At 71.1% G+C, this 26,241-nt stretch carries 23 protein-coding genes and 1 pseudogene; 6 read left to right on the top strand and 18 right to left on the bottom strand.

Features of this window, described 5'->3' with window-relative positions; all coding sequences use genetic code 11:
* The first annotated feature begins 199 nt into the window (after nt 1-199).
* On the top strand, nt 200-964 hold the full coding sequence (locus G6O68_RS28625) for an SDR family NAD(P)-dependent oxidoreductase (RefSeq protein ID WP_206108239.1): 765 nt from the start codon (nt 200-202) through the stop codon (nt 962-964).
* 22 nt (nt 965-986) lie between these two features.
* Here the strand turns inward: G6O68_RS28625 and G6O68_RS28620 are convergent, their stop codons facing one another.
* Nucleotides 987-2,162: a cupin domain-containing protein gene (locus tag G6O68_RS28620; RefSeq protein WP_165252612.1), complete on the bottom strand. Its 1,176-nt coding sequence runs from the start codon at nt 2,160-2,162 to the stop codon at nt 987-989.
* A gap of 248 nt (nt 2,163-2,410) precedes the next feature.
* Between G6O68_RS28620 and G6O68_RS28615 the strand changes: the two genes are divergently transcribed.
* The 3 genes from G6O68_RS28615 to G6O68_RS28605 all read left to right on the top strand — a co-directional run bounded on the left by G6O68_RS28615 (nt 2,411) and on the right by G6O68_RS28605 (nt 5,516).
* Nucleotides 2,411-2,983, top strand: coding sequence for an ECF-type sigma factor (locus G6O68_RS28615; protein ID WP_165252610.1), 573 nt, complete (start codon nt 2,411-2,413; stop codon nt 2,981-2,983).
* Nucleotides 2,980-4,842, top strand: coding sequence for a serine/threonine-protein kinase (locus G6O68_RS28610; RefSeq protein WP_165252608.1), 1,863 nt, complete (start codon nt 2,980-2,982; stop codon nt 4,840-4,842). Before G6O68_RS28615 ends, G6O68_RS28610 begins: the two co-directional genes overlap by 4 nt.
* 89 nt (nt 4,843-4,931) lie before the next feature.
* Nucleotides 4,932-5,516 carry a hypothetical protein gene (locus tag G6O68_RS28605; protein WP_165252606.1) on the top strand — a complete coding sequence of 195 codons (585 nt, stop codon included), beginning with the start codon at nt 4,932-4,934 and terminating at the stop codon, nt 5,514-5,516.
* 11 nt (nt 5,517-5,527) lie between these two features.
* Here the strand turns inward: G6O68_RS28605 and G6O68_RS28600 are convergent, their stop codons facing one another.
* The 9 genes and pseudogenes from G6O68_RS28600 to G6O68_RS28560 all read right to left on the bottom strand — a co-directional run bounded on the left by G6O68_RS28600 (nt 5,528) and on the right by G6O68_RS28560 (nt 12,659).
* A complete protein-coding gene (locus G6O68_RS28600; RefSeq protein ID WP_165252604.1) occupies nt 5,528-6,268 on the bottom strand; it encodes an ATP-grasp domain-containing protein in 741 nt (246 codons plus the stop codon).
* A 42-nt stretch (nt 6,269-6,310) separates the two neighbouring features.
* The gene (locus G6O68_RS28595; RefSeq protein WP_165252602.1) at nt 6,311-7,222 is read right to left on the bottom strand and encodes an urease accessory protein UreD; all 912 of its coding nucleotides are present in this window, start codon (nt 7,220-7,222) and stop codon (nt 6,311-6,313) included.
* Complete coding sequence (ureG, locus tag G6O68_RS28590) at nt 7,219-7,857, bottom strand: urease accessory protein UreG (RefSeq protein WP_165252600.1); 639 nt, start codon at nt 7,855-7,857, stop codon at nt 7,219-7,221. The genes G6O68_RS28595 and ureG overlap by 4 nt, the downstream gene beginning before the upstream one ends.
* A gap of 11 nt (nt 7,858-7,868) precedes the next feature.
* Nucleotides 7,869-8,558, bottom strand: a complete 690-nt coding sequence (locus tag G6O68_RS28585) for an urease accessory protein UreF (protein ID WP_165252598.1) — start codon at nt 8,556-8,558, stop codon at nt 7,869-7,871.
* A 24-nt stretch (nt 8,559-8,582) separates the two neighbouring features.
* A pseudogene (gene ureE, locus G6O68_RS28580) lies at nt 8,583-9,153 on the bottom strand (urease accessory protein UreE); the annotation flags it as partial.
* A 25-nt stretch (nt 9,154-9,178) separates the two neighbouring features.
* A complete protein-coding gene (locus G6O68_RS28575; protein WP_165252596.1) occupies nt 9,179-10,897 on the bottom strand; it encodes an urease subunit alpha in 1,719 nt (572 codons plus the stop codon).
* A gap of 23 nt (nt 10,898-10,920) precedes the next feature.
* Nucleotides 10,921-11,406, bottom strand: a complete 486-nt coding sequence (locus tag G6O68_RS28570; protein WP_165252594.1) for an urease subunit beta — start codon at nt 11,404-11,406, stop codon at nt 10,921-10,923.
* A 34-nt stretch (nt 11,407-11,440) separates the two neighbouring features.
* Nucleotides 11,441-11,743 (bottom strand): urease subunit gamma, encoded by a 303-nt coding sequence (locus G6O68_RS28565; RefSeq protein ID WP_165252592.1) that lies wholly within the window; start codon nt 11,741-11,743, stop codon nt 11,441-11,443.
* Between the two features lie 31 nt (nt 11,744-11,774).
* Nucleotides 11,775-12,659: an urea transporter gene (locus G6O68_RS28560; RefSeq protein ID WP_240911545.1), complete on the bottom strand. Its 885-nt coding sequence runs from the start codon at nt 12,657-12,659 to the stop codon at nt 11,775-11,777.
* A gap of 240 nt (nt 12,660-12,899) precedes the next feature.
* Here G6O68_RS28560 and G6O68_RS28555 point away from each other — a divergent pair, with 240 nt between their 5' ends.
* Entirely contained in the window at nt 12,900-14,609 is a 1,710-nt protein-coding gene (locus G6O68_RS28555; RefSeq protein WP_240911544.1) for a porin, read from the top strand.
* 14 nt (nt 14,610-14,623) lie between these two features.
* Here G6O68_RS28555 and G6O68_RS28550 read toward each other — a convergent pair whose 3' ends face one another.
* The 8 genes from G6O68_RS28550 to G6O68_RS28515 all read right to left on the bottom strand — a co-directional run bounded on the left by G6O68_RS28550 (nt 14,624) and on the right by G6O68_RS28515 (nt 24,949).
* Nucleotides 14,624-15,976: an erythromycin esterase family protein gene (locus tag G6O68_RS28550; RefSeq protein WP_165252588.1), complete on the bottom strand. Its 1,353-nt coding sequence runs from the start codon at nt 15,974-15,976 to the stop codon at nt 14,624-14,626.
* 36 nt (nt 15,977-16,012) lie between these two features.
* Nucleotides 16,013-16,684: a dienelactone hydrolase family protein gene (locus G6O68_RS28545; RefSeq protein ID WP_240911543.1), complete on the bottom strand. Its 672-nt coding sequence runs from the start codon at nt 16,682-16,684 to the stop codon at nt 16,013-16,015.
* Between the two features lie 12 nt (nt 16,685-16,696).
* Nucleotides 16,697-17,392 (bottom strand): phosphoribosyltransferase, encoded by a 696-nt coding sequence (locus tag G6O68_RS28540; protein ID WP_165252586.1) that lies wholly within the window; start codon nt 17,390-17,392, stop codon nt 16,697-16,699.
* Between the two features lie 212 nt (nt 17,393-17,604).
* The gene (locus tag G6O68_RS28535) at nt 17,605-20,571 is read right to left on the bottom strand and encodes a hypothetical protein (protein WP_165252584.1); all 2,967 of its coding nucleotides are present in this window, start codon (nt 20,569-20,571) and stop codon (nt 17,605-17,607) included.
* Nucleotides 20,568-21,725 (bottom strand): ATP-binding protein, encoded by a 1,158-nt coding sequence (locus G6O68_RS28530; protein ID WP_165252582.1) that lies wholly within the window; start codon nt 21,723-21,725, stop codon nt 20,568-20,570. Before G6O68_RS28530 ends, G6O68_RS28535 begins: the two co-directional genes overlap by 4 nt.
* A 29-nt stretch (nt 21,726-21,754) precedes the next feature.
* Nucleotides 21,755-23,188: a vWA domain-containing protein gene (locus tag G6O68_RS28525; protein WP_165252580.1), complete on the bottom strand. Its 1,434-nt coding sequence runs from the start codon at nt 23,186-23,188 to the stop codon at nt 21,755-21,757.
* A gap of 7 nt (nt 23,189-23,195) precedes the next feature.
* Nucleotides 23,196-24,485: a hypothetical protein gene (locus G6O68_RS28520; protein ID WP_240911542.1), complete on the bottom strand. Its 1,290-nt coding sequence runs from the start codon at nt 24,483-24,485 to the stop codon at nt 23,196-23,198.
* A complete protein-coding gene (locus G6O68_RS28515) occupies nt 24,482-24,949 on the bottom strand; it encodes a hypothetical protein (protein ID WP_165252578.1) in 468 nt (155 codons plus the stop codon). The genes G6O68_RS28520 and G6O68_RS28515 overlap by 4 nt, the downstream gene beginning before the upstream one ends.
* Before the next feature lie 369 nt (nt 24,950-25,318).
* Between G6O68_RS28515 and G6O68_RS28510 the strand changes: the two genes are divergently transcribed.
* Nucleotides 25,319-26,241, top strand: a 923-nt coding sequence (locus tag G6O68_RS28510) for a 2-oxoacid:acceptor oxidoreductase family protein (protein WP_206108235.1), incomplete at its 3' end; no start/stop codon positions are given.

The raw sequence follows: 26,241 nt of genomic DNA, 5'->3' as shown, positions 1-26,241 counted from the left end.
CGGCTCGCCGCGGGCGAGGCTCGCTTGCCGGCGGCGGAGGCGTCGATTAGCCTTGAACGGACGAGCGGGGACGCGACCGGACGAACTCCGCCGGCCCCCTCGATTCGCCTCCATGATCCAACCTTCGCACCGCGACGGCAAGACGCGCGGCGGCCGGGACGCCCACGAGGGGCGGCCGGGCCGGAAAGGGAGCGGCTCCTTGAATCTCTTCGACCTGACGGGTAAGACGGCGATCGTGACCGGCGGCAACGGCGGGATCGGCCTGGGGATGGCCCTGGGCCTGGCCGGGGCCGGCGCCTCCGTCGCCGTGGTGGGACGCAACCCGGAGAAGACCCGCGAGGCCGCCGCGACGATCGAGAAGACCGGGGCGAAGGCGCTCGCGGTCGTCGCCGACCTCTGCAAGCCCGAGGAGGTCGAGCGGGCCGTCGCCGAGGCCGGCGAGCGCTTCGGCCGCATCGACGCCCTGTTCAACAACGCCGGCATCAACATCCGCAAGCCGCCCCAGGACCTGTCGCTCGACGAGTGGAACCAGGTGATGGACGCGAACGTCACCAGCGCCTTCCTGGCGTCGAAGGCCGTCTACCCCTGGATGAAGCGCCAGGGGGCGGGCAAGATCATCAACACCGGCAGCATGACGTCGGTCCTCGGCTCGTCGTTCGCGGCGGCGTACGCCACTTCGAAGGGGGCGATCGTCCAGCTCACCAAGAGCCTGGCCCTGGCCTGGGCGGCCGACCGCATCCAGGTCAACGCGATCCTCCCCGGCTGGTTCGACACCGAGATGACCCTGGCCGCGCGCGAGCAGATCCCCGGCCTGCACGAGCGCGTGCTGGCGAGGATCGCCCACGGCCGATGGGCCAAGCCCGACGACATGGCGGGCGCGGCCGTCTTCCTCGCCAGCGCCGCGAGCGACTACATCACCGGGATCGCCCTGCCCGTCGACGGCGGCTATCTCGCCACGCTCTGACGGCCGGGGCCGCGAGCGACTCTCACTCGGCCTCGCCGGCAGGCGCGATGAACACGTCCTTCCTGGGGAACTTCTCGAACAGGGCGGCCGGCTTGCCGAAGTTGGTCGCCAGCACGTCGGGAGGGTTGCCGGCGATCCACTGCGACAGGTCGATCGTCGCGTAGATCCCCGTGTTGAAGCCGATCAGCAACCGGGCCGGCGCGTCGCCGACGTTCTCGATCGAATGGCCGTAGCCCTGGGGGATGTAGCCGACGTCCCCCTTCGCCAGCCGCTCGGCCCGATAGCGGCCGTGCGAGCCGAACATCCCGACCTCGACGTCCCCGTCGATCACGTACTGCCACTCGTCGGCCGTCGGGTGCCAGTGCAGCTCTCGCAACGCGCCCGGCTCCAGGTCGAGGACGACGGCGGTGATGGTCTTCGCGATCGGGAACGAGGTCGAGTCGACCCGCCACTCGCGACCGCCCTTGAAGGTTCGGTGCGGAGGCCGCTTGAGAAGCTCGTACCTATGGGTCAGCGCGGGGGGCTTCCAGCCCTGGAGGGGTGCCGCCGGCCCCTCGGGGGGCTTCGCGCCGCGGGCGAAGTAGACCTCGCCCCTGGGGAAATCGTCGAAGGCGGACTCGGGGAGGCCGAAGTTCTTGGCGAGCAGCGCCTTGGGGACGTGGCCGATCCAGTCGGTGACGCTGAAGGTGCCGAACTCCGAGAAGTAGCCGTTGTCGAAGATCAGGATGAAGTGGCAGGGCGAGTCGCCCAGGCACTCCAGCATGTGGCCGTGGCCCCGTGGGAAGTACCAGACGTCGCCGGGGTCGAAGTCGTTGGTCTCGGCGCCGCCTTCGGGGTCGACGACGGTGGTGCGGACCCGCCCTTCGATGACGAAGGCCCACTCGGCGGCCGTGGCGTGCCAGTGCATCTCGCGCATCGCGCCGGGCTCCAGGCGCATCGAGACGCCGGCGATCCCCTTGGAGACGGGGAGCTGCACGACGGTCGCCTCCTTGCCGGAGCTGCCGCCGATCACCTTGCCCTCGCTCTTCTCCAGCGCGAACTTGAAGGTCGGCAGCTCCGCGCCGTCGAGGACCTCGTCGGGGACGTTGTTCAGGAAGCTGGGGTCGCCGGCCGCGGCGTCCTTGGAAGCGATCGCGGCGGCCGCCGCCGCGGCCAGGCCCGCGGCCGCCAGGAATTCTCGTCTCGGAAGGTTGGACATGCGATTCTCCTTGGAGTCGGCCGGCGAGGCGCTGATCCGCCTCGGCCGGCCCCGGGCTCGTCCCACGACGTCAGGATAGGACGCGAAGTTCGACCCCGCATCCCTCCATCCGCCCCCGCCGGAATCCCCAACGCCCCGGCGCCCTCCGGGCCGCCGACGCGGGCTTGCCCTCGGCCGGCGTCTTGCCGGAGAATGCCGGTGCGTGCGGACTGGCGCGATCGGGCGACGGCCTCCGGTGAAATCGAACGATGGACGCTCGCGGTGAGTTGACCCAGATCCTGGACCGGGCGCGCGTCGGCGACGAGCAGGCGCGTGACGAGCTGCTGGCGCGGATGTACGACGAGCTGAAGCGGGTGGCCGGGCGGATGATGACCCGCGAGCGGTCGGACCACACGCTCTCGCCGACGGCCGTCGTCCACGAGGCGGTGATCCGCCTGCTCGGCGAGGAGGTCTTCGCGAAGGCCGGGGACCGGGGGTTCGTCCTGGCCTCGGCCGCGCGGGCGATGCGCGAGGTGCTGATCGACCACGCGCGACGCCGGGGGGCCGGCCGTCGCGGCGGCAAGTGGCGGCGCGTGCCGCTCGACGGCGTGGTGGACTACTTCGAGGAGCAGGGGCTGGACGTCGTCGCGGTGCATGAGTCGCTCGACCGCCTCGCCGCGATGAGCGAACGCCAGGCCCAGGTCATGACGCTCCGCTACTTCGCCGGCATGACCGTGCCCGAGGTCGCCGCGGCGCTCGACGTGGCCGTGGTCACCGTGGAGCGCGACTGGCGGCTGGCGCGGGCCTGGCTCGGTGACCAGCTCCGCGGGGGCGACGCATGACCCCGGAGCGCTGGCGCCGAGTCGGCGAGCTGTTCGACCACGCGACGGGCCTCGACCCGGCCGATCGCGAGCCCTGGCTGCGCGAGGCCTGCGGCGACGACGCAGAGCTGTTCGACGCGACGGCCCGGCTGCTCGCCGAGGACGAGCGGGCCGGGCGCGACGGCTTCCTGAGACCGCCCCCCGCGTCCTCGACGGCCGTCTGGCCCCGGCGGGAACCGGCCGCTTCCGAGGCCGCCGCGACGGCCAAGACGCCCCGTCGGGGGTTCACGCCGTACCAGGCCATCCGGCCCGGAACGGGCTCGCAGCCCTCGGTCGGCGGCCGCGACCTGGCGCGTCGCCGCCTCCAGGGCCTGACGACGACCTGCATTTTGATCACCGTCCTGATCCTGGCCTGGAAATTCGCGGTGGTCCGCGACCCCGAACCGTCCCAGGCGATCCCCTACGCGATCCTGCTCGCCGGGCTGGGGACCCTCGTCGCCCTCCTGCGAAGCTCGCGGACGTTCACGCCCGCCGCGCTGGAGGCGATGGAGCTGGGGATGATCCTGGCGGTCGCCGGCTTCTACGCGTTCGCCCAGTATCAGACGATGCTGGACTTCTCGCGGCGCGGCGACCCCACCCGCGCCCAGCTCGTGTTCAACCATCGCGTGCTGGTCGCGACGATCCTGATCCTCTCGTACGGGATCTACGCCCCGGCGAGCTGGCGACGCGCGGGGTTCGTGGTCGGTTCGATCGCGCTCCTGCCGTTCGCGGTGCTCGTGCTGCTCCAGGTCCGGCACCCGGACGACATGCTCTGGATGGCCCGCCTGGGGCTGGAGCGCGGGAGCACGCCGCTTGCCCACTTCGGCTTCGACGCGATCCTGCTGCTGATCCTCGCCGCCTGGTCCACCCACGGGGCCTACACCATCGCCCGGCTCCGGCGGCAGGCGCGCGAGGCGCGGCGGCTCGGCCACTACCGGCTGGGCCGGAAGCTCGGGGCGGGGGGCATGGGGGAGGTCTACCTGGCCGAGCACCAGCTCCTCAAGCGGCCCTGCGCCCTCAAGCTGATCCGGCCCGGCTTCGACCCCGGGGGGAAGGTCCTGGAGCGGTTCGAGCGCGAGGTCCGGATCACGGCCGAGCTGTCCCACCCCAACACGGTCGACGTCTACGACTACGGCCGCACCGAGGACGGCGAGTACTTCTACGTCATGGAATACCTGCCGGGCCTGGGCCTGGACGAGTTGGTGAAGCGGCACGGCCCGCTCCCCCCCGGCCGGGTGGTGTACCTCGTGCGGCAGGTCTGCCTCGCGCTGGCGGAGGCCCACGCGGCGGGGCTGGTGCACCGCGACATCAAGCCCTCGAACATCTTCGCCTCGCGCCGGGGGGGCGCGGACGACGTCGCCAAGCTGCTCGACTTCGGCCTCGTCCGCCCGCTGGCGGCCGACCGGGATCCCGACCTGAGCGACGAGGGCCAGATCCTCGGGACGCCGATGTTCATGTCGCCCGAGCAGGCCACGAGCGACCGCGAGATCGACGGCCGGAGCGACGTGTATTCGCTGGGCGCGGTCGCGTACTTCCTCCTCACCGGCGAGCCGCCGTTCGCCGCCGGGGGGACGATCGGCATCCTGCTCGCCGTCGCCCGCGATCCCGCGCCGGCGCCCTCGCTCCGCCGCCCGGACGTGCCCGAGGAGCTGGAGCGGATCGTCCTGACCTGCCTGGCGAAGCAGCCGGCCGATCGCTTTCCCGACGTCCTGGCCCTCGAACGCGCCCTGGGCGGATGCTCCTGCGCCCGGGACTGGGACGCGGACCGGGCCGCCCGGTGGTGGCGGGAGAACGAACCCGGGCATGGGGAGTCCGAAGGGGCCACTTCCGCGGTATCATGAGGCCGCCGCCGTGTCGCCGCGGATCGTCCCCCGCGGACGATCGGGCCGGCCGGCCCTGACATGACGCACGTGCCAAGGAGGACGCTCGCGTGGGGAACTTCTACGTCAACTTCTCGGTCAAGGGCGCCGACCCCCGGAAGGTCGCCGAGGCCCTGGCCCGCGCCGGCCGGCGCGCGATCGTCACGCCGTCCCGGGGCGGCTTCGTGGTCGTCTACGACGAGGAGGCCGACACCCAGGCGACGGCGCCGATCCTGGCGGTCGGCGCGGCCCTCTCCCGCGATCTGGACGCCCGCGTCCTGGCCGTGCTCAACCACGACGACGACGTGCTCGACTACTGGCTGTTCGCCGACGGCGAGATCGCCGACTCCTACTGTTCGGATCCCGACTATTTCGAGGACGACGAAGAGACGCCCCCCCCGGGCCCCGGCGACCCGGCCAGGCTCTGCGGCCTGCTGAGACCGGGTGCCGACGCGGCGGCCGTCGAGAAGGTCCTGCGCGGCGAGTACGTCTTCGCGGCGGAGCGGCACGAGGAACTCGCCCAGCTCCTGGAACTCCCCGACTGGTCGGTCGGCCTGGGATACAAGTACGTCGACGAGGGTGAGATGGACGAGGAACTCGACCCCGCCCTCCTGATCCGCGTGGGCGGGTCGGAGGCGAGGCCGCAGGATTCGTAGAGCTCGGACGATCAGCCGCGCACGTGGAACGTCGCCGCGCGGAGGACGTCGAGCACCTCCACGGGATCGCAACCGTAGATCCCCGATCCCGACGCCTCGTTCGCCTCGACGACCGCCGCGCCGACGCCTCGGATGACGCCCGCGTCGAGCACGAAGGCGGTCGGCAGGTCGACTCGGGGATCCGCGAGCAGCCGATCGAGCAAATCCCTCGTGGCCCCCGCCGCGTCGGCGTCGACGATCCAATCCTCTCCCTCGCGGGCCAGGGCGCCGCTCAGCCAGTACGGCGACCAGGCCCGGACCCGACGATCGCGGATGAAGAAGCGGAACTCGGCAGCCCACTCGACGGGGTCCGATGTCAGGATCGGATCGTCGCCGGGCATGTCGGGCAGGTCCGCCCCCGAGGCGAAGACCCGGGCCGGGAAGAGCTTGCGGTTGGGCGGCTTGAGGAACACCGGGCCGGGGAGCGAACGGGCTTCATCGGCCGTCGTCAGCCGCACGCGACGTCCGACGTACTCCTCCGGGAGCCGCACGAGGAAATCCTCGGGGGGCTCGACGACCTGGAGGCCCAATTGCTCCGCGACCGCTTCGTTGAACAAAGGCTCCGCGTACAGGACCGGCTCGTCCGGCTCGAAGTCCTCGGGCGGACGCCAGCTCGCCAGGCGCACCACGTCCCAGCCGAGGGCGATCGCCGCGCGTCGCAGCGTGATCGAATCATCGGAGAAGCGGGGCGACAGGATCAAGGTCGGGGTCATGACGGGCCTCCGGGTGCCGGACACGCCGGGACGCCGCCCGGTTCAGCGCCAGGCGAACTCCGGAGGAACGGGGCGGCCGGTCACCTCGGGGCGGACGAGCGACCAGAAGTCGCGGATCCGGGCGCGGACGACGCTCGACTCCCGGGCGACGACCTTGTAGATCAGCCCCGCGTCGTTGGGCAGTCGGCCGACGCCGGCGGCCCAACCATCGGCTTTGTTCCAGGCCGAGACGGCGCGCGGGGCCACGGCGTCGGCGATCGCGCGCGGGGTGAGGAGGATCACGTTGCCGAAGACGTCGAAGTCGTCCATGACGCCCGGCCGGAAGACCGGCGAGCGACCCGGCTCGATCAGGAACTTCTCGACGAACAGGCTCTCCCCGGTCGGCCGCTCGGCGGCGACGGTCGACGAGAAGAGGTCGAACCGGAACCGCTCGCCGTCGCCGTAGTACTTTCGGCCCCCCATCAGGGTCTCGGCGTAGAGGAGGGTCGCCGTCGGGGCGATGCGGATCCGCGTGCGGGTCAGGAACCGCGAGCGGGCGAACGGGATGACCGCCTCGGGGAGGTACTCCAGGTAGCCTCCGTCGTCGAGCCTGATCTCCTGGACCTGGGTCGCGTGGTTGGCGTCCATCTCGTGGATCTTGGTCGCGGCCTGGGTCGTGACGTGGCCGATCGCGCCGGGGCCGACGGCGAAGTCCATCGCGTAGCGGTCGCCCTGGAGGATGCCGCCGGAGTTGGTGATGATGAAGACGACCGGCAGGCCGGGCATCCCCTCGTCGCAGTAGAGGGCCTTCTGAACCAGCAGCGGGGCCTTGCGGACCATCTCGGCGAGGATCGAACGTCCGCCCCGGCGCTCGAACCGGAGGAGCAGGCGCGCATCCTTCCCGAACGCCCCGGCGCGGAGCTGCGGAGGCTCGTCGAGATACGGGGCGAGTTCGTGGGGCGTGTCGGCGGTCACGCGGGGGCCTTGGTTTCGAGGTCGAACAGGACGTTCTCGCGGATCAGGTCGATAAGGCGGTCGATCCCCTCGCCGGTCTTGCAGTTGGTGAAGACGAACGGCCGGTCGCTCCGCATGAATCGGGAGTCGCGGTCCATGACCTCCAGGCTGGCGCCGACGTAGGGGGCCAGGTCGGTCTTGTTGATGACCAGGATGTCGGACTGGGTGATGCCCGGGCCGTTCTTGCGGGGGATCTTGTCGCCGGCGGCGACGTCGATGACGTAGATGAAGAAGTCCACGAGGGCGGGGCTGAAGGTGAGCGTGAGGTTGTCGCCGCCGCTCTCGATCAGGACGACGTCGGTGTCCGGGAAGCGGGCCTCCATGTCCTCGACGGCCGCGAGGTTCATGCTGGGGTCCTCGCGGACGGCCGTGTGCGGGCACGCCCCGGTCTCCACGCCGAGGATCCGCTCCTCGATCAGGACCCCCTTGAGCGTGCGCCGGACGTGGTTGGCGTCCTCGGTGGTGACGACGTCGTTGGTGATGATGAGGATGCGCGAGCCCAGGTCCAGGAGCTTGGGCGTGATCGCCTCGATGATCGCCGTCTTGCCCGAGCCGACGGGCCCCCCCACGCCGATCCTGGTGATCTTCTTCGCCATAGGAAAGTCTCTCAATTCATGAACATGCGGACGTGGGCCCCGACGTGGAGCGAGGCCAGGACGTCGAAGACCGGGGAGAAGGCCGCCATGTCGTCCAGCGAGCGGCCCGAGACGCGGTCGTAGGCGTCCTCGGCGTCGGCGTTGATCTCGTAGAGGATCGCCTGGGCGTCGAGGTAGTGGATCTTCATCAGGCGGAGCGAGGCGTTGACCATCATGCCGGCGACGCCGTACTGGTGGACGGCGAAGGCGTCGCGCTCGGAGGGCCCCAGGGCCGAGAAGACGAGGGCCTGGCCCACCGGCAGGCAGCCGGGGGCGGAGCCCGACCGGATGCGGCCGAGCCAGGCGGACGCGGCCGACGGCCCGATCACGCGGTCGGCCATCTCGGCGAGCTTGCGGCCCATCCGCACGGTCATCGTCCGCATCTCCTCGTTGAGCTTGCGGTCGAAGACGGCGCGGTCGGCCCGGTCGACCCCCTCGGCGTCGCCGGCCGCCGCGGCCCGGAAGGCCGACAGGACCGCCACGCCGTCGGAAGTCGCCGCCTGCTCGACGGCCGCCCGCACGAAGTCGCGCAGCGAGTCCAGGTCGCGCACGACCCCGAGCTGCACGGCCGACTCCAGGCCGTTCGAGAACGAGAAGGCCCCCACCGGCAGCAGCGAATCGCCGAACTGCAGGACCCGCATCAGCTCCGCGATCGTCGCCAAACGCTTCCCTCGCCTTCGCTGTCGGTGATCGTGGTCATGGTGTCGGCGCGTGCGAATGGGGCGTGGAGTCGGCTCCGCCGAAGAGGCGGCGGGACTCGTGCGGGGCGAGGTACGGGATGACCTCGGCCCCGGGGACGAACTCGCAGGTGATTCCTTCGAAAGCGTGGGTCTTCATCACCGAGGCCATGACCTTGCGGTCCACGGTCAGCGGGACGTAGACGGTGGTCCCCTTGACGACGGCCGGCCAGTGCTGGTTCCCCAGCGCGTGGCCCAGCTCGACGCAGGTCCGAGCGAGGGCCTCGGGAGCCTGGCCGAGCACCGCGTCGAGGCGGAGGACCATGACCTCCTTGAGGCTCACGCGGGCGACGATCGCCGTCAGGTTGGCCTCGTCCCAGGCGAGGACGTCGCCGTCGCGCAGGTGGGTGTTGCGGTCGAGCGCCATCGCGACGTCGACGCCCGCGGCCGTCTTCAGCCGGAAGCGGTTCTTCTGTGCCTGCCACTGGTCCAGGTCGAGGGGGTCGATCACGGCCCCTTCCAGGAGCTGGGCCCAGGCCGGGTCGTCGGCGTTGCCGAGCGGCTTCTCCACGAGGATCATCGGCATCCTTCCCGCCGGTCCGGCGTCAGCAGAAGAAATAGAGCTGGTTCAGCGAGATCGACTTCGGCGGCTCGACGGTCGCGTGGACGCCGTCCACCTTGACCGCGAACGTCTGCGGGTCGACCTCGATCTTTGGCAGGAGGTCGTTGCGAACCATGTGCCGTTTGGTCAGGACCCGCGTCCCGGAGACCGGCTCGACGATCCGCTGCAGGCCGTACTTCTCCTTCACGCCCAGGTCGTAGGCGGCGCGGGAAACGAACGTCACGCAGGTCTTGGCCAGGGTGGTACCGAAGGCGCCGAACATGGGGCGGTACATCATCGGCTGCGGCGTGGGGAGCGAGGCGTTGGGATCGCCCATGTTGGCCCAGGCGACGAAGCCCCCCTTGAGGACCAGCTTCGGCTTGGCGCCGAAGAAGGCCGGCTCCCAGAGGACCAGGTCGGCCATCTTGCCGGGGGCGATCGAGCCCAGCGTCTCGGCGACCCCGGCGGTGATGCAGGGGTTGAGCGTCACCTTGGCCAGATAGCGGAGCACCCGGAAGTTGTCGTTGCCTGGGGAGTCCTCGGGGAGCGGGCCCCGGGCCTTCTTCATGGCGTCGGCCGTCTGGAAGGCCCGCAGGAAGGTCTCGCCGATACGGCCCATGGCCTGCGAGTCGCTGCCGATCATGGAGATCGCGCCCATGTCGTGCAGGACGCTCTCGGCCACGATCGTCTCGGCCCGGACCCGGCTCTCGGCGAAGGCCACGTCCGAGGGGATCCTGGGGTTGAGGTTGTGGCAGACCATGATCATGTCGAACAGCTCGGCCACCGAGTTGACGCCGCAGGGGAGCGTCGGATTGGTCGAGCTGGGGAGCACGTTGGGCTGGCCGACGACCTTCAACAGGTCGGGGGCGTGGCCGCCGCCGGCCCCTTCGGAGTGGTACGTGTGGATCGTCCGGCCGTCGAACGCGGCGATCGTGTCCTCGACGAAGCCCGACTCGTTGAGCGTGTCGGTGTGCACGGCGACGCTCACGTCGTACTCGTCGGCCACCGACAGGCAGGCCCGGATCGCGGCGGGGGTGGTGCCGTAGTCCTCGTGGACCTTGAACCCGGCCGCCCCGGCGCGGAGCTGCTCGATCAGGGGGGCGGGCGCGCTGGCGTTCCCCTTGCCCTGGAAGCCGAAGTTGATCGGCAGGCCCTCGACGGACCGGAGCATCATCTCCAGGTTCCAGGGGCCGTTGGTGGTGGTCACGCCGTTGGTGCCGTCGGTCGGCCCGATCCCGCCACCCCAGAGGGTGGTGATCCCGTTGGAGAGCGCGGCCCAGACCTGCTGCGGGCAGATGTAATGGACGTGGGTGTCCATGCCGGCGGCGGTGAGGATCAGGTGCTCGCCGGTGATGGCGTCGGTGGCGGTCCCGGTGGTCAGGCCCGGCGTCACGCCGTCCATCGTGCTGGGGTTGCCCGCCTTGCCCACCCCGACGATCCGGCCGTTGCGGATCCCGACGTCGGCCTTGATCACCCCCAGGATCGGGTCGAGGATCGTCACGTTGGTGATGACCAGGTCCAGACAGCCGGCCTCCTGGGTGAGTTGGTTGTCCGACCCCATCCCGTCGCGGAGGGTCTTGCCGCCGCCGTAGACCAGCTCGTCGCCGTAGACCCGAAGGTCCTTCTCGATCTCGACGTAGAGGTCGGTGTCCCCCAGACGGATCTTGTCGCCGACGGTCGGGCCGAACAGGTCGGCGTACTGCTTGCGCGAAATCTTCGACATGGCCTTCGATCACCCTCGTGGCGTCAGGACTCGGTCGACTTGAACCCCTGCTCCTTCGCGCGTCGCACCGCCGCCTCGTAGTTCGGGCGGAAGTCGGGCGTCGGGCCGTCGCCGGTCCAGCCGTCGACGAGGTTGGCGAACCCGAGGCAGAACTGCTTGCCCCCCATCGGCACGAGCGTCACCTCCTTCTCGTCGCCGGGCTCGAACCGGATGGCGGTCGTCGCGGGGATGTCCAGGCGCTGGCCGAACGCCTTCGGCCGGTCGAAGTCCAGGTGGCGGTTGACCTCGAAGAAGTGGTAGTGCGAGCCCACCTGGATCGGCCGGTCGCCGGTGTTCCGGACCTTGAGCGTCGTCGTGGGCCGGCCGACGTTCATCTCGATCTCGCCGTCGGCCAGGATCAGCCCCCCCACCGGGACCGCCCGGCCCTCCTCGGCGTGGGGCGACGCGTCGGGATGCCGCTTCCAGTCGCCGACTCCGGGCTCGTCCGGCTTCTTCTCGGGCTCGGCCATGGTTCGCCTCCGGGTTCGTCGCGGTTGCGGGGGATTACTTGATGGGTTCGTGGACCGTCACCAGGCGGCTGCCGTCGGTGAAGACGGCCTCGAGCTGCACGAACGGGATCATCTCCGGGACGCCTTCCATCACGTCGTCGCGGGTCAGCACGGCCGCCGCGTCCTTCATGACCTCCTCGACGGTCTTCCCTTCCCGCGCCCCTTCCAGGGCCGCCGCGCAGATCACGGCCATGGACTCGGGATGGTTGAGCTTCAGCCCCTTGGCCTTGCGCCTCAGGGCGATGTCGGACATCTGGTGGATGATCAGCTTCTCGAGCTCGCGAGGCGTCAGATGCATGGGGTTCCTCCGATCCTTTCCAGGCCTTCGATCATCGCCACGGGCCGAAGAGGCGGCCCTCGGCCCGCAAGACCGCCAGGCCGATCCAGGCCGCCGCCACGAACGGGGCCGTCAGCGCGGGGAGGCCCAAACTCGGGAGGGATTCCGCCAGGACCGTGGCGAGCAGGGCCGCCAGGATGGGCGTCGTCAGCGACTTCCGGCGGAGGAAGAGCGCCTGCGCCGCCAGCGCCGCGTTGTAGCCGTAGAGCCCCAGCGAGATCTTCCCCGAGGGGTCGCCGTGATACGCCGCCAGCGCCGTCCCCGCGATCGATCCGAGCACCGCGATCGCCGCGTGCCAGGGGTCGCTCAAGGCCAGGCCCGCGACGAACAGGGCCCCGGTCGCCGCGGTCGCGCCGAACATGACCTCGGCCTCGCCCCGCAGCACGGCCGAGAAGAATCCGACCGGGGACGGCGAAGGCGGGGGCGACGCGGCGTCGATCCCCGGCCCCGAGATCGCGTGGGCGAGGATCAGCAGCAGCCAGGTCGTCAGCACGAACGGCGCGGTGTACGCGGGGATTTTCCAGGCCCCCGCCAGCCGGGTCGCGAAGGTCGCGGCCACGCAGCCGAGCAGCAGCAGGCCGAAGCTCGGCGGGGCCGGCTTCAGGAAGACCAGGACGGCCAGGCCCACCAGCGTCGCGTTGAAGCCGTAGAGCCCCTGCTCGATCTCGGCGCGGTCAAACCCGGCCAGGTAGGCCGTCGCCGGCCCGATCAGGGCGCCCAGCACGGCCCCGGCCAGCATCATCGGCGACGCCAGCGCGATCCCCGCCAGGAAACAAAGTCCCGTCCCCGCGTGGGGCTGGAACATGATCTGGCCCACGCCCCGCAGGACGACGAGGGCGAAGGTCCGGGGGTCGGGCCTTGCGGCAGGATTAAGCACAGTGAATCCGGAACTGAAACGTCGTGGCGAGCCTTCGGAAGCCGATTTCGCGAGGGCACAACGAGGATCCCAGATTCACCGCCTCGGTTCAATCGGGCAGGGGCGGACGCTTTGGCTCAAGACCGACGGCCGACGCAATCGATACAACACGCAAGCTCCGGACGGAACGCCGCACGTCGGCTCGCCTATTCCGGTCGAATCGAAGCAGGGGCCGCCGGCCTGCCGGTCGAGGGGGTGATCGTGCGAGGGCCCGAAATCCGCCATGCGGCACGGAACGCCTGCCTGGCGGCCTCATGCCTCCTCGCCTGGGCCGGATCAACGTCCGCCCAGACCCCGACCACGCCGCCGATCCCCGCCGGCTCGCTCCCGCCGGAAACCCCGGCCGACGCGCCCGAGCCGACGACCGACGCCGAGGTCCTCGCCGAGATTCGCAAGCTCCGAGCCGAGGTCGCCGAGGCTCGCCAGCTCAAGGCCCAGGTCGAGTCGCTCCAGCGCCAGCTCGAAGCGGCGAACGCGGGGGGCGGCCTCGGCTCGCCACCGCGCGGCGGCATGGGCTACCCCGGGATCGGCACGCCCCATACGGCGGCCGAGGAGTCCCCCGGCGGCTTCAACGGCGTCCCGGATCGCTACCACTCCGGCGCGTTCGCCCCCGAGCGGGGCGAGAAGCCCGACGCCGACCGCTACCCGATCAAGGGCCGTTACAAGTACCACCACGACGGCACCGGCCCCAACGGCGGCGGCGGCTATTTCAGCTTCAGCGACCACAACGACGAGTTCTCGCTCAACATCACCAACCAGCTGACGATGGACGGCACGTTCTTCGATCGGGCCAACCTCCCCACGATCGAGCAGAACTTCAACATCCCCTTCGCGCGTCTCTACTTCTACGGCAACATCACCAAGGACTGGAGCTATCAGGTGGGGACCCAGGGCTTCCTGGGGACGTACAACCTGCTGGACATGTTCATGTCCTGGCACATCTCCAAGAACATCACCCTCCGCGCCGGCAAGGGGCTGGCGCCGCCGCTCTACGAGTACTACGCCTTCTCTCCGGCGTTGGAACCGGTCATCACCAACTCGCCGCTGTTCCAGCTGGCCGCCAAGCGTCCGATCGGGCTCATGTTCAGCGGCACGGCGCTGGACAACCGGATGCAATGGTGGTCGGGCGTAACGAACACCGGCATCAGCCTGTTCGGCGACCTGAACCGGAACGTCGAGTACAACGGCGCCGTGGACTTCACGCCGTTCCGGGGCGAGCGGTGGAAGGGGTCGCCCCTGGAGGGGCTCGGCGGCGGCGTCGGGCTTTCGGCCGGCGACCAGAATTACGCCCTGCACCAGACCAGCATCGCCTTCCTGAACAACGGCGAGGCGACGACGAACCCCAGCTTCGTCTCGGTCGTCGGCCTGCCGTTCTACATCTACAACCAGGACGTCTGGGCCGACGGCATGCGGTCGCGGGTCGCGCCGCACATCTACCGCTACGGCCGGTTCAGCATCCTGGCCGAGATGATGAACTTCAGCCGGATGCTGACCGACGGGCGGACCACCGGCCGGTCGACGCAGTGGGCCTACTACGTCAACGCCTCGTACTGGCTCACCGGCGAGCGGGATTTCATGGGCAACGGCTTCCAGGGCTACACGACGATGGAGCCGCTGCGGCCGTTCATCCCAAGCCGGGGAGAGTACGGCCCCGGCGCCTGGCAGCTCGCCGCCCAGTGGTCGCAGTTCAACGCCGGCCGGGGCGACATCGACCGCGGCTTCGTGGACGCCGCGCGCTCCACCGAGCGGATGGACAGCTTCATGACCGGCGTGAACTGGTGGCCCAACAAGTACACGCGGCTCAGCTTCGACTACGTCTACACCGGGTTCAACAACCCGATCCCGATCGTCGGCCCTGGGTCGATCGGCCAGTACAATACGTTCTGGATGCGGTTCGCGATGTTCTTCTGACGAGCCAGGCCCGCCTACACCCCGGAGGGATAGGTGTCCGGGGTCTCGCCCCCCTCGCGGACCGGGATCCCGTGCAGCGGATGCAGGGCGCGGGTGGTCTCCAGGTGGAGGAAGGCGTCGTAGCGGCGGGGCAGCACCGTGGGGACGTAGTTGCCCAGCCGCTCGCGCCCCGGATGGTACACGACCCCGATCGCGCGATGGCCGCGAGGCCGGAGCAGCTCGGGCGAGTCGGCGGCGGAGGCCGACAGCAGCAAGGCGTCGCGCCCGACGGCCCGGTGCAGCAGATCCTCCCAGGAGTCCTCGCGGCCGGAAGGGACCGGCATCCGTTCCATAGGCGCCTCCCACTCCCGGCCGGCGATCACGCTCCCCCGATGCGAGCCGAAGCCGACGATCGTCACCCCCTCGTCGCCGTGACGCTCGCGGACGAGCTGGCCGACGTTGAACTCGCCCTCGTCGGCCATGTCGGTATACCGCGCGTCGCCGACGTGGGTGTTGTGTTCCCAGACGATCGCCTTCGCTCGCGGGCCGTGGTGGCCCATCAGCCGTTCCAGGGTCTCGACCATGTGGCCGTCCCGGAGGTTCCAGGTCTCCGAGCCCCCCCGGACCATCGCTCTGTAGTAGGCCTCGGCGTGACGGAGGACCAGGGCGTTCTGCTCGGCGACGAACCGCGCCTCGCGCTCGTCGCCGGAGGCGGGCGATTCGGCGCCGCGACGCCGCAACTCGCGGAGGAGCGCGACGACCTCGTCCTCGCACGAGTTGGGGACGAACCGCGCCGCGCGGGCGTAGTCGCGCACGTCCTCGCCGTAGGGCTCGAAGCAGCGGAAGGCCCGCCAGGCGGAGGGCAGCGCCAAGGGTTCGTAGGCGTGGAGGTATTCCAGGATCGCATAGAGCGACTCCCAGAGGCTGTAGACGTCCAGCCCGTAGAAGCCGACCCGGCGATCCTCCGCGACCCCCTCGTTCCACCTTCGCAGCCATTCGGCCAGCTCGGCGACCTCCTCGTTCGCCCACATCCAGGTCGGCCAGCGCTGGAAGGCGTGGAGCGTGCTCCGGGCGGTCGCGCCCGGTTCGCCCCGGCCCTTGACGTAGCGGTCGATCCGGTAGCAGTCGGGCCAATCGCCCTCGACGGCGAGGAACGAGAAGTCCTTCTCCACGATCAGGCGTCGGCTGATCGCGGCCCGCCAGGTGTAGTACTCCGAGGTGCCGTGCGAGGCCTCGCCCAGCAGGACGTAGCGGCATTCGCCGACGAAATCCAGCAGCGGATCCAGGTCCTCGGGGCCGTTCAAGGGGCGGGCCAGGTCTCGGACCTGGGCGATCAGGCTCGGGGTGGCGGGGGCGTCCCGGCGGGTGAGACGATCGGCGCGGGCCATGGCTTCCTTCTCCGCGCCCGGGACCGGGGCCGCGGTTCAGAGATAGCGATCGAACCAGCTTCGGGCCAGCAGGGCGACCTGCTCCAGCGCCCCGGGCTCTTCGAACAGGTGGGTCGCGCCGGGGAGGACCTCCATCTCCACGACGCCGGTCATCCGCGCCATCGTGCGGCGGTTGAGGGTGACGACGGTCGCGTCGTCGCCGCCGACGATCAGCAGCGTGGGGGCGCGGACGGCGGCCAGGAGCGGCTCGGGCGTGAGGTCGGGCCGGCCCCCCCGCGAGACCACGGCGGCGACCTCGGGCCGCTCGGCCGACGCACCCAGCGCCGCCGCCGCGCCGGTGCTGGCGCCGAAGTAGCCGACCCTCAGCCCGCGGGTCTCGGCCCGATGCTGGATCCAATCGGTGGCGGCGACCAGACGGCCGATCAGCATGTCGATGTCGAAGCGGAGGTGGCGGGTGAACCGCTCCTCGTACTCCTCGACCTCGGTCAGCAGGTCGAACAGCAGCGTCGCAAAGCCGGCGGCCTGCAAGGAATCGGCGACGAACCGGTTGCGCGAGCTGCGTCGGCTGCTGCCGCTGCCGTGGGCGAACAGGACCACGCCCCGCGCCCGCTCGAGCGTCGTCAGGTCGCCTTCGAGCGTCGTGCGGTCGACCTGGATCTGGACCGGGGTCGGGTTCGGCATGGGGGCCCGGGTCGATGCGTCGTTCATGGCGGACGTCCCCTACCTGGAGGAGGAGAGGCGGACCCCGCCGGCCGGGCCGGCCGCCTGGCGTTCTTGCGCCGCACGACCCAAGAGGGCGCGGACCTCCTCGTCGGTCGTCTGGGAGAAGTCGTGATACCAGAGGCCCACGGCGTGGAACCGCTCCGGGGTCCGGGGACAGACCACCTCGTCCACCTGCCGGAGCAGCTCGCGGCAGGTCGACGGGGCGCCGACGGGCACGGCCACGACGATCCGGGCGGGGGCCCCCTTGCGTACGGCGGCGACGGCCGCGCGCATGCTGGCCCCGGTAGCCAGGCCGTCGTCCACGAGGATCGCCGTCCTGTAGCGGACTTCCGGCGTGGGGCGGTCGCCGCGGTATTCCCGCTCGCGACGCTCCAGCTCGGCCCACTCCTCGGCGGCGATCGCGTCGACGACCCCCGGCGAGACGCCGAGGGCCTGCACCACGTCGTCGTTCAGCAGGCGGACGCCCCCGGAGGCGATGGCGCCCAGCGCCAGCTCCGCGTGCCCCGGCACCCCGAGCTTCCGCACGAGGAACACGTCCAGGGGCGCGCCCAGGGCCCTCGCCACCTCGTACGCCACCGGCACGCCCCCCCGGGGCAAGGCCAGGACCAGCACGTCGGTCCGCCCGGCATAGGCCGCGAGCCCGGCGGCGAGGACCCGCCCCGCCTCCCTTCGATCCCGATACGCGTCGCGCATCTTGGCTCGCCTCCTCACGTCGCGAGTCGCACGCAGGTCGTCGACGGGTTCGCGCGGGCATGTTCCCGCGCGACCGGACTCGCCGGCCTCCCCGCCCGGGCCACGTCGGCCGGCCGGCGAGGCTTTGCGTCGTCGGGGATCGACTCCAGGAAGACAGGCGTGCAAATCCCGATCCATTTCGAGCACGGCCGGGATCGCGGGGCGGGCTGGGCTCACCCGCCGAGGCGGGCGGCGGCCTCGGCCGTCGCGGGGTAGGCCTGGAGCAGCGCCCGGGCCTCCCCGTGGCCGCGCGGCTCCGGGGCGGCCTCCAGCGGCCTCGCCTGCCCCGCGGCCGTCCAGACGGCCGGCACCCCCAGGGTCGCGGCGACGGCCTCGGTCGTCGCCGGGTGGGCGTGCAAGAGCGCCGCGGCCGCCCGCTCGACGGGCCCGAGCGACCGCCGAGCGGCCGCGGCCCCGGCGGGAGTCGCGGGGATCGCCTCGCGGGCCGGGTCGTTTCGGCTCCAGGGTGGTCGCCAGTCGACCAGCGCGTCGAGCCCGCGCGGAAAGACGGCCGCCGCCTCCTTGATCAGCACCGGCAGCGCCGCGTCGGCGTGGGGGCGGAGCATTCGAAGGAGCTTCGGCATCCACGGCATGAGCAGCCGGTCCGGCAGCCGCTCGAACGCCTTGCTGAGCAGCTCCACCGTCAAGCCCCCCACCAGCGGCGTGAACACCAGGGCCAGCAGCAGCCCCTCCAGGTATTCCGGCAGCGCGGGGAGGGTCAGTTCGCTGTCGGTCAAGGCGTCGAAGCGCTCGCGGAGTCCGGCGACGTCGCGGAGCCGGAGCACGCACTCGGCCGACCAGAGGAGCGCGAGCTTGGGGGGGTCTTCCGTGACCGGCCCGGCCTGGCGGACGGCGATGACGAGCTGGCTCCGCTCGCAGCCCAGCGAGAGCGCCAGGCTCTCCAGCGTGAAGATGAACTGGAGCATCGCCGCCAGGTCCGTCGGGTGGACGCCCCGGTCGGCGAAGGCGTTCGGCAGCATCGTCGCGTAGTGCGAGTACCCCGTCGTGACGAACCGCCTGAGCCAGGCCGGGAGGCCGGCCTCGGTCGTCCGGTAATAGTGGACCAGCCGGGCGATCCGCGCGTGGATCTCGCGCGCCTGCCGGGCGTCGGGCTCCTTCACCAGCAGCTCGACGGCCCGCTCGCCCAGCTCTTCGACCAGGCGGTCGCTCTTGAGGAACAGGATGCCGTCCTCGGCGGCGCGGAGGGCGTCGGCCGCGCGGGCGTCGGGGTCGAACGCGGCCTTCTTGAGCCGACGTTCGAGGACGTGCTCGACCGTCACCCCTTCGTATCCGAGCTGGATGACCTCCCCCTGGCTCTTGCCGATCGCCACGTCCCAGCTCTCCTGCTGCGGGACGTGCCCCAGCGATCGCTGGCCCATGATCGGCCGCACCACGCCGGGCGAGAGCAGGTAGCGGAGCTTCCAGAGGAGATCCGAGCACGGCAGCAGCTCGGGCGACTTGCGAAGGTCCAGCAGCGCCCGCTGGATCGTCCGCGATTCGAGCGAGATCGGCAGCGGGGCGAGGCGGTCGTAGACGTCCCGGGCCAGCAGCGGCAGGGATTCGAAGCCGATCCGGCCGACCCGGTCGCCGCCGAGGAGCACGTCGCAGAGCCGGGAGACGTCGCGCTTGCCGGGGACGGCCTCCTTCTCGATGCAGGTGATCGCCGCGTCGCGGAAGTCGTAGGGCGTCGGGTGCCGGCGGTTCCGAAGGTTCGCCAGGAGGATCGCCGTCTGGTAGGTGGCGATGCCGTCGGCCGTCGACGCAAGGTAGCCGTCCTTCCGCGCCAGCTCCACGATCCGCACGCAGTTCTTGAGCAGCTCCTCCTCGTCCGACTCGACCTGGGCCGGCGGGCCCTGGAGGTAGCCGAGCAGCCGATCGGGCGCGGGGCCGGCGTCGAGCGGCGGCGGGACGACGGCGGCCGCCCCGGCCTTCCGCCTGGGCTTCACCTCGGGCGCGGGTGCGGGCGTCGCCTCGAGATCGATCGACGCCGCTTCCTCGACCTTTTCGTCGCGCTTTCGCTTCTTCTCGCGCGGCTTGAGCGCGAAAGGCTTGAGGCCGTGGCGGGCGAGGCCCTTGCGCCATCGGGCCTCGGCCAGCGTGACCGCCCCGCGAGGGTGGCCGAACTGGTGGCAGATGGCGCTGTAGCTGCTGGGGAGGAGTCCGTAGAGCCAGGTCGTGCCTGTGCGCGGGGGGATCTCCCAGGCGGCGTCGCTCGCCAGGCCGAACTCGGCGACGCGGCTCGCAGCGTGGGCCGCTCCGCAGATGTAGAGGGCGTCGCGGGGGTCGACGGCGGAGGCTCGCAGCCCTTCCTTGATGCGCGTCCACATGAATCGCTCGCGCAGCTCGTCCTCGCGGCGGTCGGGCTCGGCCGTCCCCAGGCGTCGGAAGAGGCTGCCGATCAGGAACATCACCTGGCGGTAGGCCGGGTAGTCGCCGTCGACGACGGCCTCCTCGACGTACTGGTCCCACCATTCGCTGAAGTGCTGGACGCGGGCGTTCTTCAGGAGCAGCCGCCGGAAGGCGTCGAACGTCGGCTCCAGCGAGCCGATCTCCACGCCGACGGCCGATCCGTGCAGGCCCGCCTCCTCGTCGTCGGCGGCGGGGTCCTCGGGCACGGCCTTCTCCAGGGCGTCGGCCTCCTGCGGCATCCACTGAAAGACGTGGTCGGCCGAGCGGTCGACGAACACCAGTTCCGCGTCCGGATTCTCCAGCGCGTAGGCGATCGCCTGGTACTCGGCCGAGAACTCGGTGAGCGGGCAGACGAGGCTCAGGGGGGTCCAGGCGGCGGGGAAGTGGTCCGACGTGGAGGCGAACGCCTGCAGCGCCACCGGCGCGCGGCAGTCGCGCAGGCCCTCGACCACCGGGCGGAGGTCCTCGCAGCATTCCAGGAAGATCATCCGGGGCGGCCTCGCCGCCAGCCTTCTCGCCATGTGCAGGGCCGATGACGGGGAGTGGTGGCAGACCGGGAAGATCTCCATAGGCTCGCGGAAGGCGCGTTCCACGTCGTCGACCAGGCCGCCCAGGATGGCGCCCAGGGCCTTGGCGTCGTCGGCGAACGCGTCGGCGGCGGCGAGCAGCTGGTCGCGCAGCGGCGCGAAGGCCACGGGGAGGTCCTCGCCCTTCGGGACGTTCGCGCTCATTTCAGGTTCTCGAGGGCGTCCTTGCCCGCGGCCTCGAAGGCGCCCCAGGCGCCCCCCTCCTTCTTCGCCCGCTTGGACACGCCCGCATGCCAGAACTTGTTCAGGATGGAGACGTCCTCGGGGATGCGCCTCACGAGCGTGCCGACCAGCGACCGCGCCAGCAGCCCGGGCTCGGGGGAGCCGTCGCCGAAGAAACGGCCGTGGAGGATCGCGTCCTCCAGCACGCCGATCTGCTCGGCCGTCGACAGGGCGCTCTCCAGCCGACCGTCCTCCGACGTCTCGGACGCGGCCGCCTCGCGGAGGTCGGCGAAGGTCTGCAGCAGGATGTCCAGGAGCGCGGGGGGCGTCTCGACCTCGAAGCGATTCCGGGCCAGCAGTTCCCTCGTGCGGAACAGGACGATCTCGCGCTCGGTCTTCTTGTTGGTGACGACCGGGATCTGCACGAAGTTGAAACGCCGCTTGAGCGCCGAGGAAAGCTCGTTGACTCCCCGGTCGCGGGCGTTGGCCGTGGCGATGATGTTGAACCCCGGGCGGGCGAAGACCACGTCGTCCCCCTTCAACTCGGGGATCGTGATGTATTTCTCCGAGAGGATCGAGATGAGGGCGTCCTGCACGTCGCTGCTGCAGCGGGTCAGCTCCTCGAACCGCCCCATCAGCCCCCCCTGCATGGCCGTCATGATCGGTGAGGGGATGAGGCTCTCGCGCGACTGGCCGGCGGCGATGACCATCGCCACGTTCCAGGAGTACTTGATGTGGTCCTCGGTGGTGCCGGCGGTCCCCTGGACGACGCGGGTGCTGTCGCCGCAGACGGCCGCGGCAAGCAGCTCGGCGAGCCAGCTCTTGCCGGTGCCCGGGTCGCCGATCAGCAGCAGGCCCCGGTCGCTCGCCAGGGTGACGATCGCCCGCTCGACCGTCCCCGGGTCGCCGAAGAACTTGGGCTGGATCGCGCGGTCCAGCCGATCGGCCGGCGTCGAGCCCAGGACGAACACGCGGACCATCCTCGGCGAGAGCCGCCACGACGCCGGCTTCGCGTCGCCGTCGATCGAACGGAGCCACTCCAGCTCCTCGGCGTATTTCGCCTCCGCCGGCTCGCGGAGGATCTCGCTCGCGCTCCCAGGCTCGTTCGCGGCTTCGGCCGATTTCGCCTTCGACATGGATCGACTCCGGTCGTCCCTCGGACGGGTCAGTTGAGCTGCTTCTTCAGCTCGACGATGAGCTTCTTAATGTTGCCGGTGAGGACCGGCAGGCCGATCCCCTTGAGTTGCTTGCGGAACCACTCGTTGACGCTGAAGTAGCCCCGGCCGCTGACCGAGCCGACCGGGACGAAGTGGACGCCCGACTGCTTCACGGCCTTGATCATCTCGAACAGCGGCCGGTCGTTGTGGAACTCGTAGAAGTCCGAGATCCAGACCATGGTCGTCCGCCGGGGGTCGACGATCAGGCCGCGGGCGTGGAGCATGGCCTTCGGGCCGTCGTTGCCGCCCCCCAGGTCGGTCCGCATCAGCGACTCGAACGGGTCGGCGGCCCAGGGGGTCAGGTCGATCACGTTGGTGTCGAAGGCGACCAGCGACACCACCACGCGCGGCAGGGTCGCGAAGATCGAGGCCAGGATGGCGCACTGGACCATCGCGTCGACCATCGACCCCGACTGGTCGACCACGACGATCAGGTACTTGTTCAGCGATTTCCGCGCGGTGTGGCGATAGAAGAGGCGGTCGACGTAGAGCCGGCCGTCCTCCGGGTTGTAGTTCGGCAGGTTCTTCCAGATCGTCCGCTTAAGGTCCAGGTTGCGGTAGACCCGCCGGGGGGTGACGGAGCGGTCGATCACGCCCGTCTTGGCGCCGAAGACCTGCTTCTTGAGGACGGCGGCCAGGTCGTCCACGTACTTCTTGATGAGCCGACGGGCGTTCGCCAGCGCGGGCCCCGTGAGGTTCGACTTGTCCCTGAGGAGCTGCTCGACCAGCGCGGGCGTCGGGGTGAGCTGCGCGGCCAGGCGGTCGTCCTTGAGGACCTCGCGGAGGTCCATCCGCTTGACGAGGTCGCTCTCCATCGCCGTCAGCTCCTCGCGGAGCTGCCGGTCGTCGATCCTCGGGGCGTTGCCGCTGACGCCGAACCCCGAGCCGCCGAGCCCGGGCGGCCCCCCCCGCCCCGCGCCAGCCTCGCCGCCCGAAGCCCCGCCGCCGGGCCGCAGGCTCCCCGGCGCCATCCCCATGCAACGCTCCAGCGCGGCCACGTCCTGGCACCACTGGTTGTACTGGGCGGCGCTGCACGAGGGCGATCGAGTGTTCGGCCCGAAGACGTTCAGGAGGAGCTTCGAGTAGGCGAAGGTGCGGCGGAGATCCACCTCGTCGTCGGGCGGCGGGGCCGCCGCTCCCTCGGGCGACTCCTGGAGGCAGCCCTGGATCGCGTCGAAGTGCGGCTTGAGCTTGGGGTGGCGATGCAGCAAAACGTCGACGCCGATGCCGGGGTCGAGGATCGCCGGGGGGAGTTCGAGCCGGTCGGCCAGCTCGACAGCGGTCGCCTCGAACGCCGAGCCGGCCTCCTCCAGGCCGCTCGTCGCGGCGAGGAGCCGCCAGTAGAGCATCTGCCGCTGATTGAGCACGACGGGGTCGGGCATGGGCACCTCAACTCCCGCGAAGGAGCCGGCTGGAGCGTTCCTTCAACACGTCGAGCGAGCGGTTCTTGAGCTTCTTCCGCGCGGCCGTCAGCTCGCCGCCGGCGATCGCGTACTTCTTCCGGGTCCCCGCGCAGAGGGGCTGCACGCGCCACCCGCCCCGATCGAAGCGGAGGAGGCCGATCAGCTCGGTCGCCTCCCCGGCCACGTCCTTGGTCAGTTCGGACCCGTCGGGGATCCGCTCGGTCGCGATCGGCAGTCCGTGGCCGCGAGGGAGCTTCACGGGCTCGGCGATGTGGACCGGGTGGCGGTACAGGGCCGGGGGCGGGGGCGTCGCGGTCAGCCGATCGGCCAGGCCGAACGGGTCGGCGGCGCCGGCCGCCTCGGGGGGCGACCGCAGGATCAGGTCGCCGTCGGCCCGCAGCTCGGCCCTGGCGACGCGCAGCGTCTTGCGGCCGTCGAGGGCCTTCAAGACCGGCTCGGCGACGTCCCCGAAGAGGTCCCACGCCTCGGCCCCGGCGATGGCGTCGACCTTGTAGCCGGAGAAAGGCACGCGCACCGTCCGCGCCTCGCCGTCGTCGAACAGCCCGTAGAGGACGAAGCAGGCGAAATTCTCGTGCGCCTGCACGTCCAGGCCCAGGGGGGTGAGGACGCCCTCGGCCTCGCGGAATGTCGGCGAGCCCGGGACCTGATGGGTCCGCACCATCGCCGCCGACCACAGGTCGCCCCAGCGGAAGGACGGCAGCGACGCGGACTTCGAGGCGGGCGCGTGCCGCATCAGCTCGTTCACGAACCCGGTCAGCAGGGCCGCAAGCCCGGTGAGGTCCGGGTCGGCCTGGAGGTTCTCCAGGGTCGCCGCGAACGGGGCGACGGTCGTCTCCTCCAGGTGCGACAGCCCCGCGATCGCCAGCTCCGACAGCCATTGCTGGGAGCTCGCCAGGAGCGCGGCCGAGCCCGCCGCCGGCCGGGGCGTCGGTTCCTCGGCCGGGGGCGACGGACGGCCCAGGGCTTCGCGGGCCTGGGCGAGGAGCGCGTCGTGAGCGGCGCCCAGCAGCGCGACGCGCGCCGAGGCCAGCGTCAGGAACGATCGCGCGACGAACTCGCTGCGGCCGACCGCGGCGACGGCCTCGGCGACCGCCGGGCCCAGGGGCGAACCCTCGAAGACCCCGGCGAGCGCCTCCAGCCGGTCGCGATGCTCGTCGCCCAGCCGGGCGAAGCCGTGGAGCAGGGCGTCATCGAGTTGCCCGGCCAGGCCCAGGGCCTCGTCCACGCCGGGCGGCAGCGTCGTGAGCGCGTTCATGGCGCGAACCATCCCATCTCCAGGACCGTGCCCGGCCTCGCTTGCAGCTCGCAGTAGCGGAGATAGCTCAGGAACCGGCTGAAGACCACGCCCGGCGACTCCTTCCGCTCGTCCCCACGCAGCCCGCCGAGCAGCGTCCGGGCGTCCTCGGGCGGCGGGCCGTCGGCCACGCCGAGGTAGGCCGCCACCCGCGCCGCGCCGAACTGGAGGATCGCCTCGTCGACCAGTTCGTGAATGTGCTTGCACGGGGCGCCGCGCAGGCCCCCGCACGGACGATTGTTGTTCGTGCAGCACGAGTAACCGCCGCCCGATTCGACGAACGAGACGTAGACGCGCTCGACGTCCGAGCCGCTCGACACCACCCCCTGCACCCGCCCGCCGGAAAGCTCCACGAACGGCACGTCCTTGACCGTCCTGCGGCCCGCCGGCCGCCCCCCCTCGACGACGCTCGCACGCTCCCGCATGGCCGTCATCCTCGTCACGAGGATCCACCTCACTCCGGCCGGACTCCGCGGCCCGGACCGGATTCTGGACTATTGAACAGTAGGTCGCGATCGGGATCAAGGGGCTCGCGCCGGTCGTTTTTTTTGGACGTTCCGACGGGCCGCGCAAGTCGCGGCCGGCTGCGTGGGCGGGACGGGCGGCCTTGGGAGATCGTCGAGCGTTTCGGGGATTTCGCTTGGGGCGGACGCGGGGCGTCGTAGAATCGGGGTAGGTCCGGGCGGTTCGCGAGGCGGCCCGGCCGACGCGGGAGTCGTCACGAACGCTCGACCCGTCGGGTCCGAGGCCGCGCCCGAATCGCCGGGCCCGGCCGGCGCCGAGGAGACCGATCCATGGCCGCTAGCGCCACCGCCCCGGCCCCTTCGCCGGCCGAGGCCCACGCATCCTCCACCAGGCCCGCGCCGCCGCCGTCGGTCAACGACCTGCGGATCCGGGTGGGCACGATCAACGGCTCGGGGAGCCAGTCGTCCAACCTCGTGCTGCTGCGGGCGCTGCACCACATGGGCGTCCCTTGCAGCGGGAAGAACATCTTCCCGTCGAACATCGAGGGGCTGCCGACGTGGTTCCACCTGAGGGCTTCGGGCGCGGGGTACGTCGGCCATCGGCTCGACCCCCAGATCATCGTCTGCATGCACGAGCCGACGGCGCCGGACGACGTCCGTTCGGCGATCCCGGGGTCGATCATCATCTACCGCGAGGAGTTCAAGGAAGACCTGCGCGGTCTGCGCGACGACGTGCGATTCCTCCCCGTCCCGTTCCAGAAGCTGGCCGACGGCGCGTACCCTCCCGACGGGACGCCGGCCTACCGCGACAAGCTGCGGAAGGTCGTCAACATGGTCTACGTGGGGACGCTCGCCTTCGCGTGCGACCTGGAGATGGAGGGGGTCGAGTTCGGCGTCCGGCGGGAGTTCCCGGGGCGGAAGGCGAAGGCGGCCGAGGTCAACCTGGCGGCCGCCCGCGCCGGGTACGAATGGGCCGCGGAGAACTGGAAGGGCGAGGAGTTCCCCTGGAAGGTCCGCCGGGCCGACCTGACCGGCGGGCAGCTCCTGATCGACGGCAATCGCGCGGCGGGGCTGGGCCTGGTCTTCGGCGGCGCGACCGTGCTGACCTGGTATCCGATCACGCCGTCGAGCAGCCTGGCCGAAGCGGCCGAGCATTTCCTGAAGGCGCATCGCACCGCCCCCGACGGCGAGCGGACGTTCGCCGTGGTGCAGGCCGAGGACGAGCTGGCGGCGATCGGGATGGTGGTGGGGGC

It is taken from the genome of Paludisphaera soli (assembly GCF_011064595.1).
Taxonomy (GTDB): Bacteria; Planctomycetota; Planctomycetia; order Isosphaerales; family Isosphaeraceae; genus Paludisphaera; species Paludisphaera soli.
Note: the sequence above shows the minus strand (reverse complement) of the source record. Positions and strands in the feature narration are given on the sequence as shown.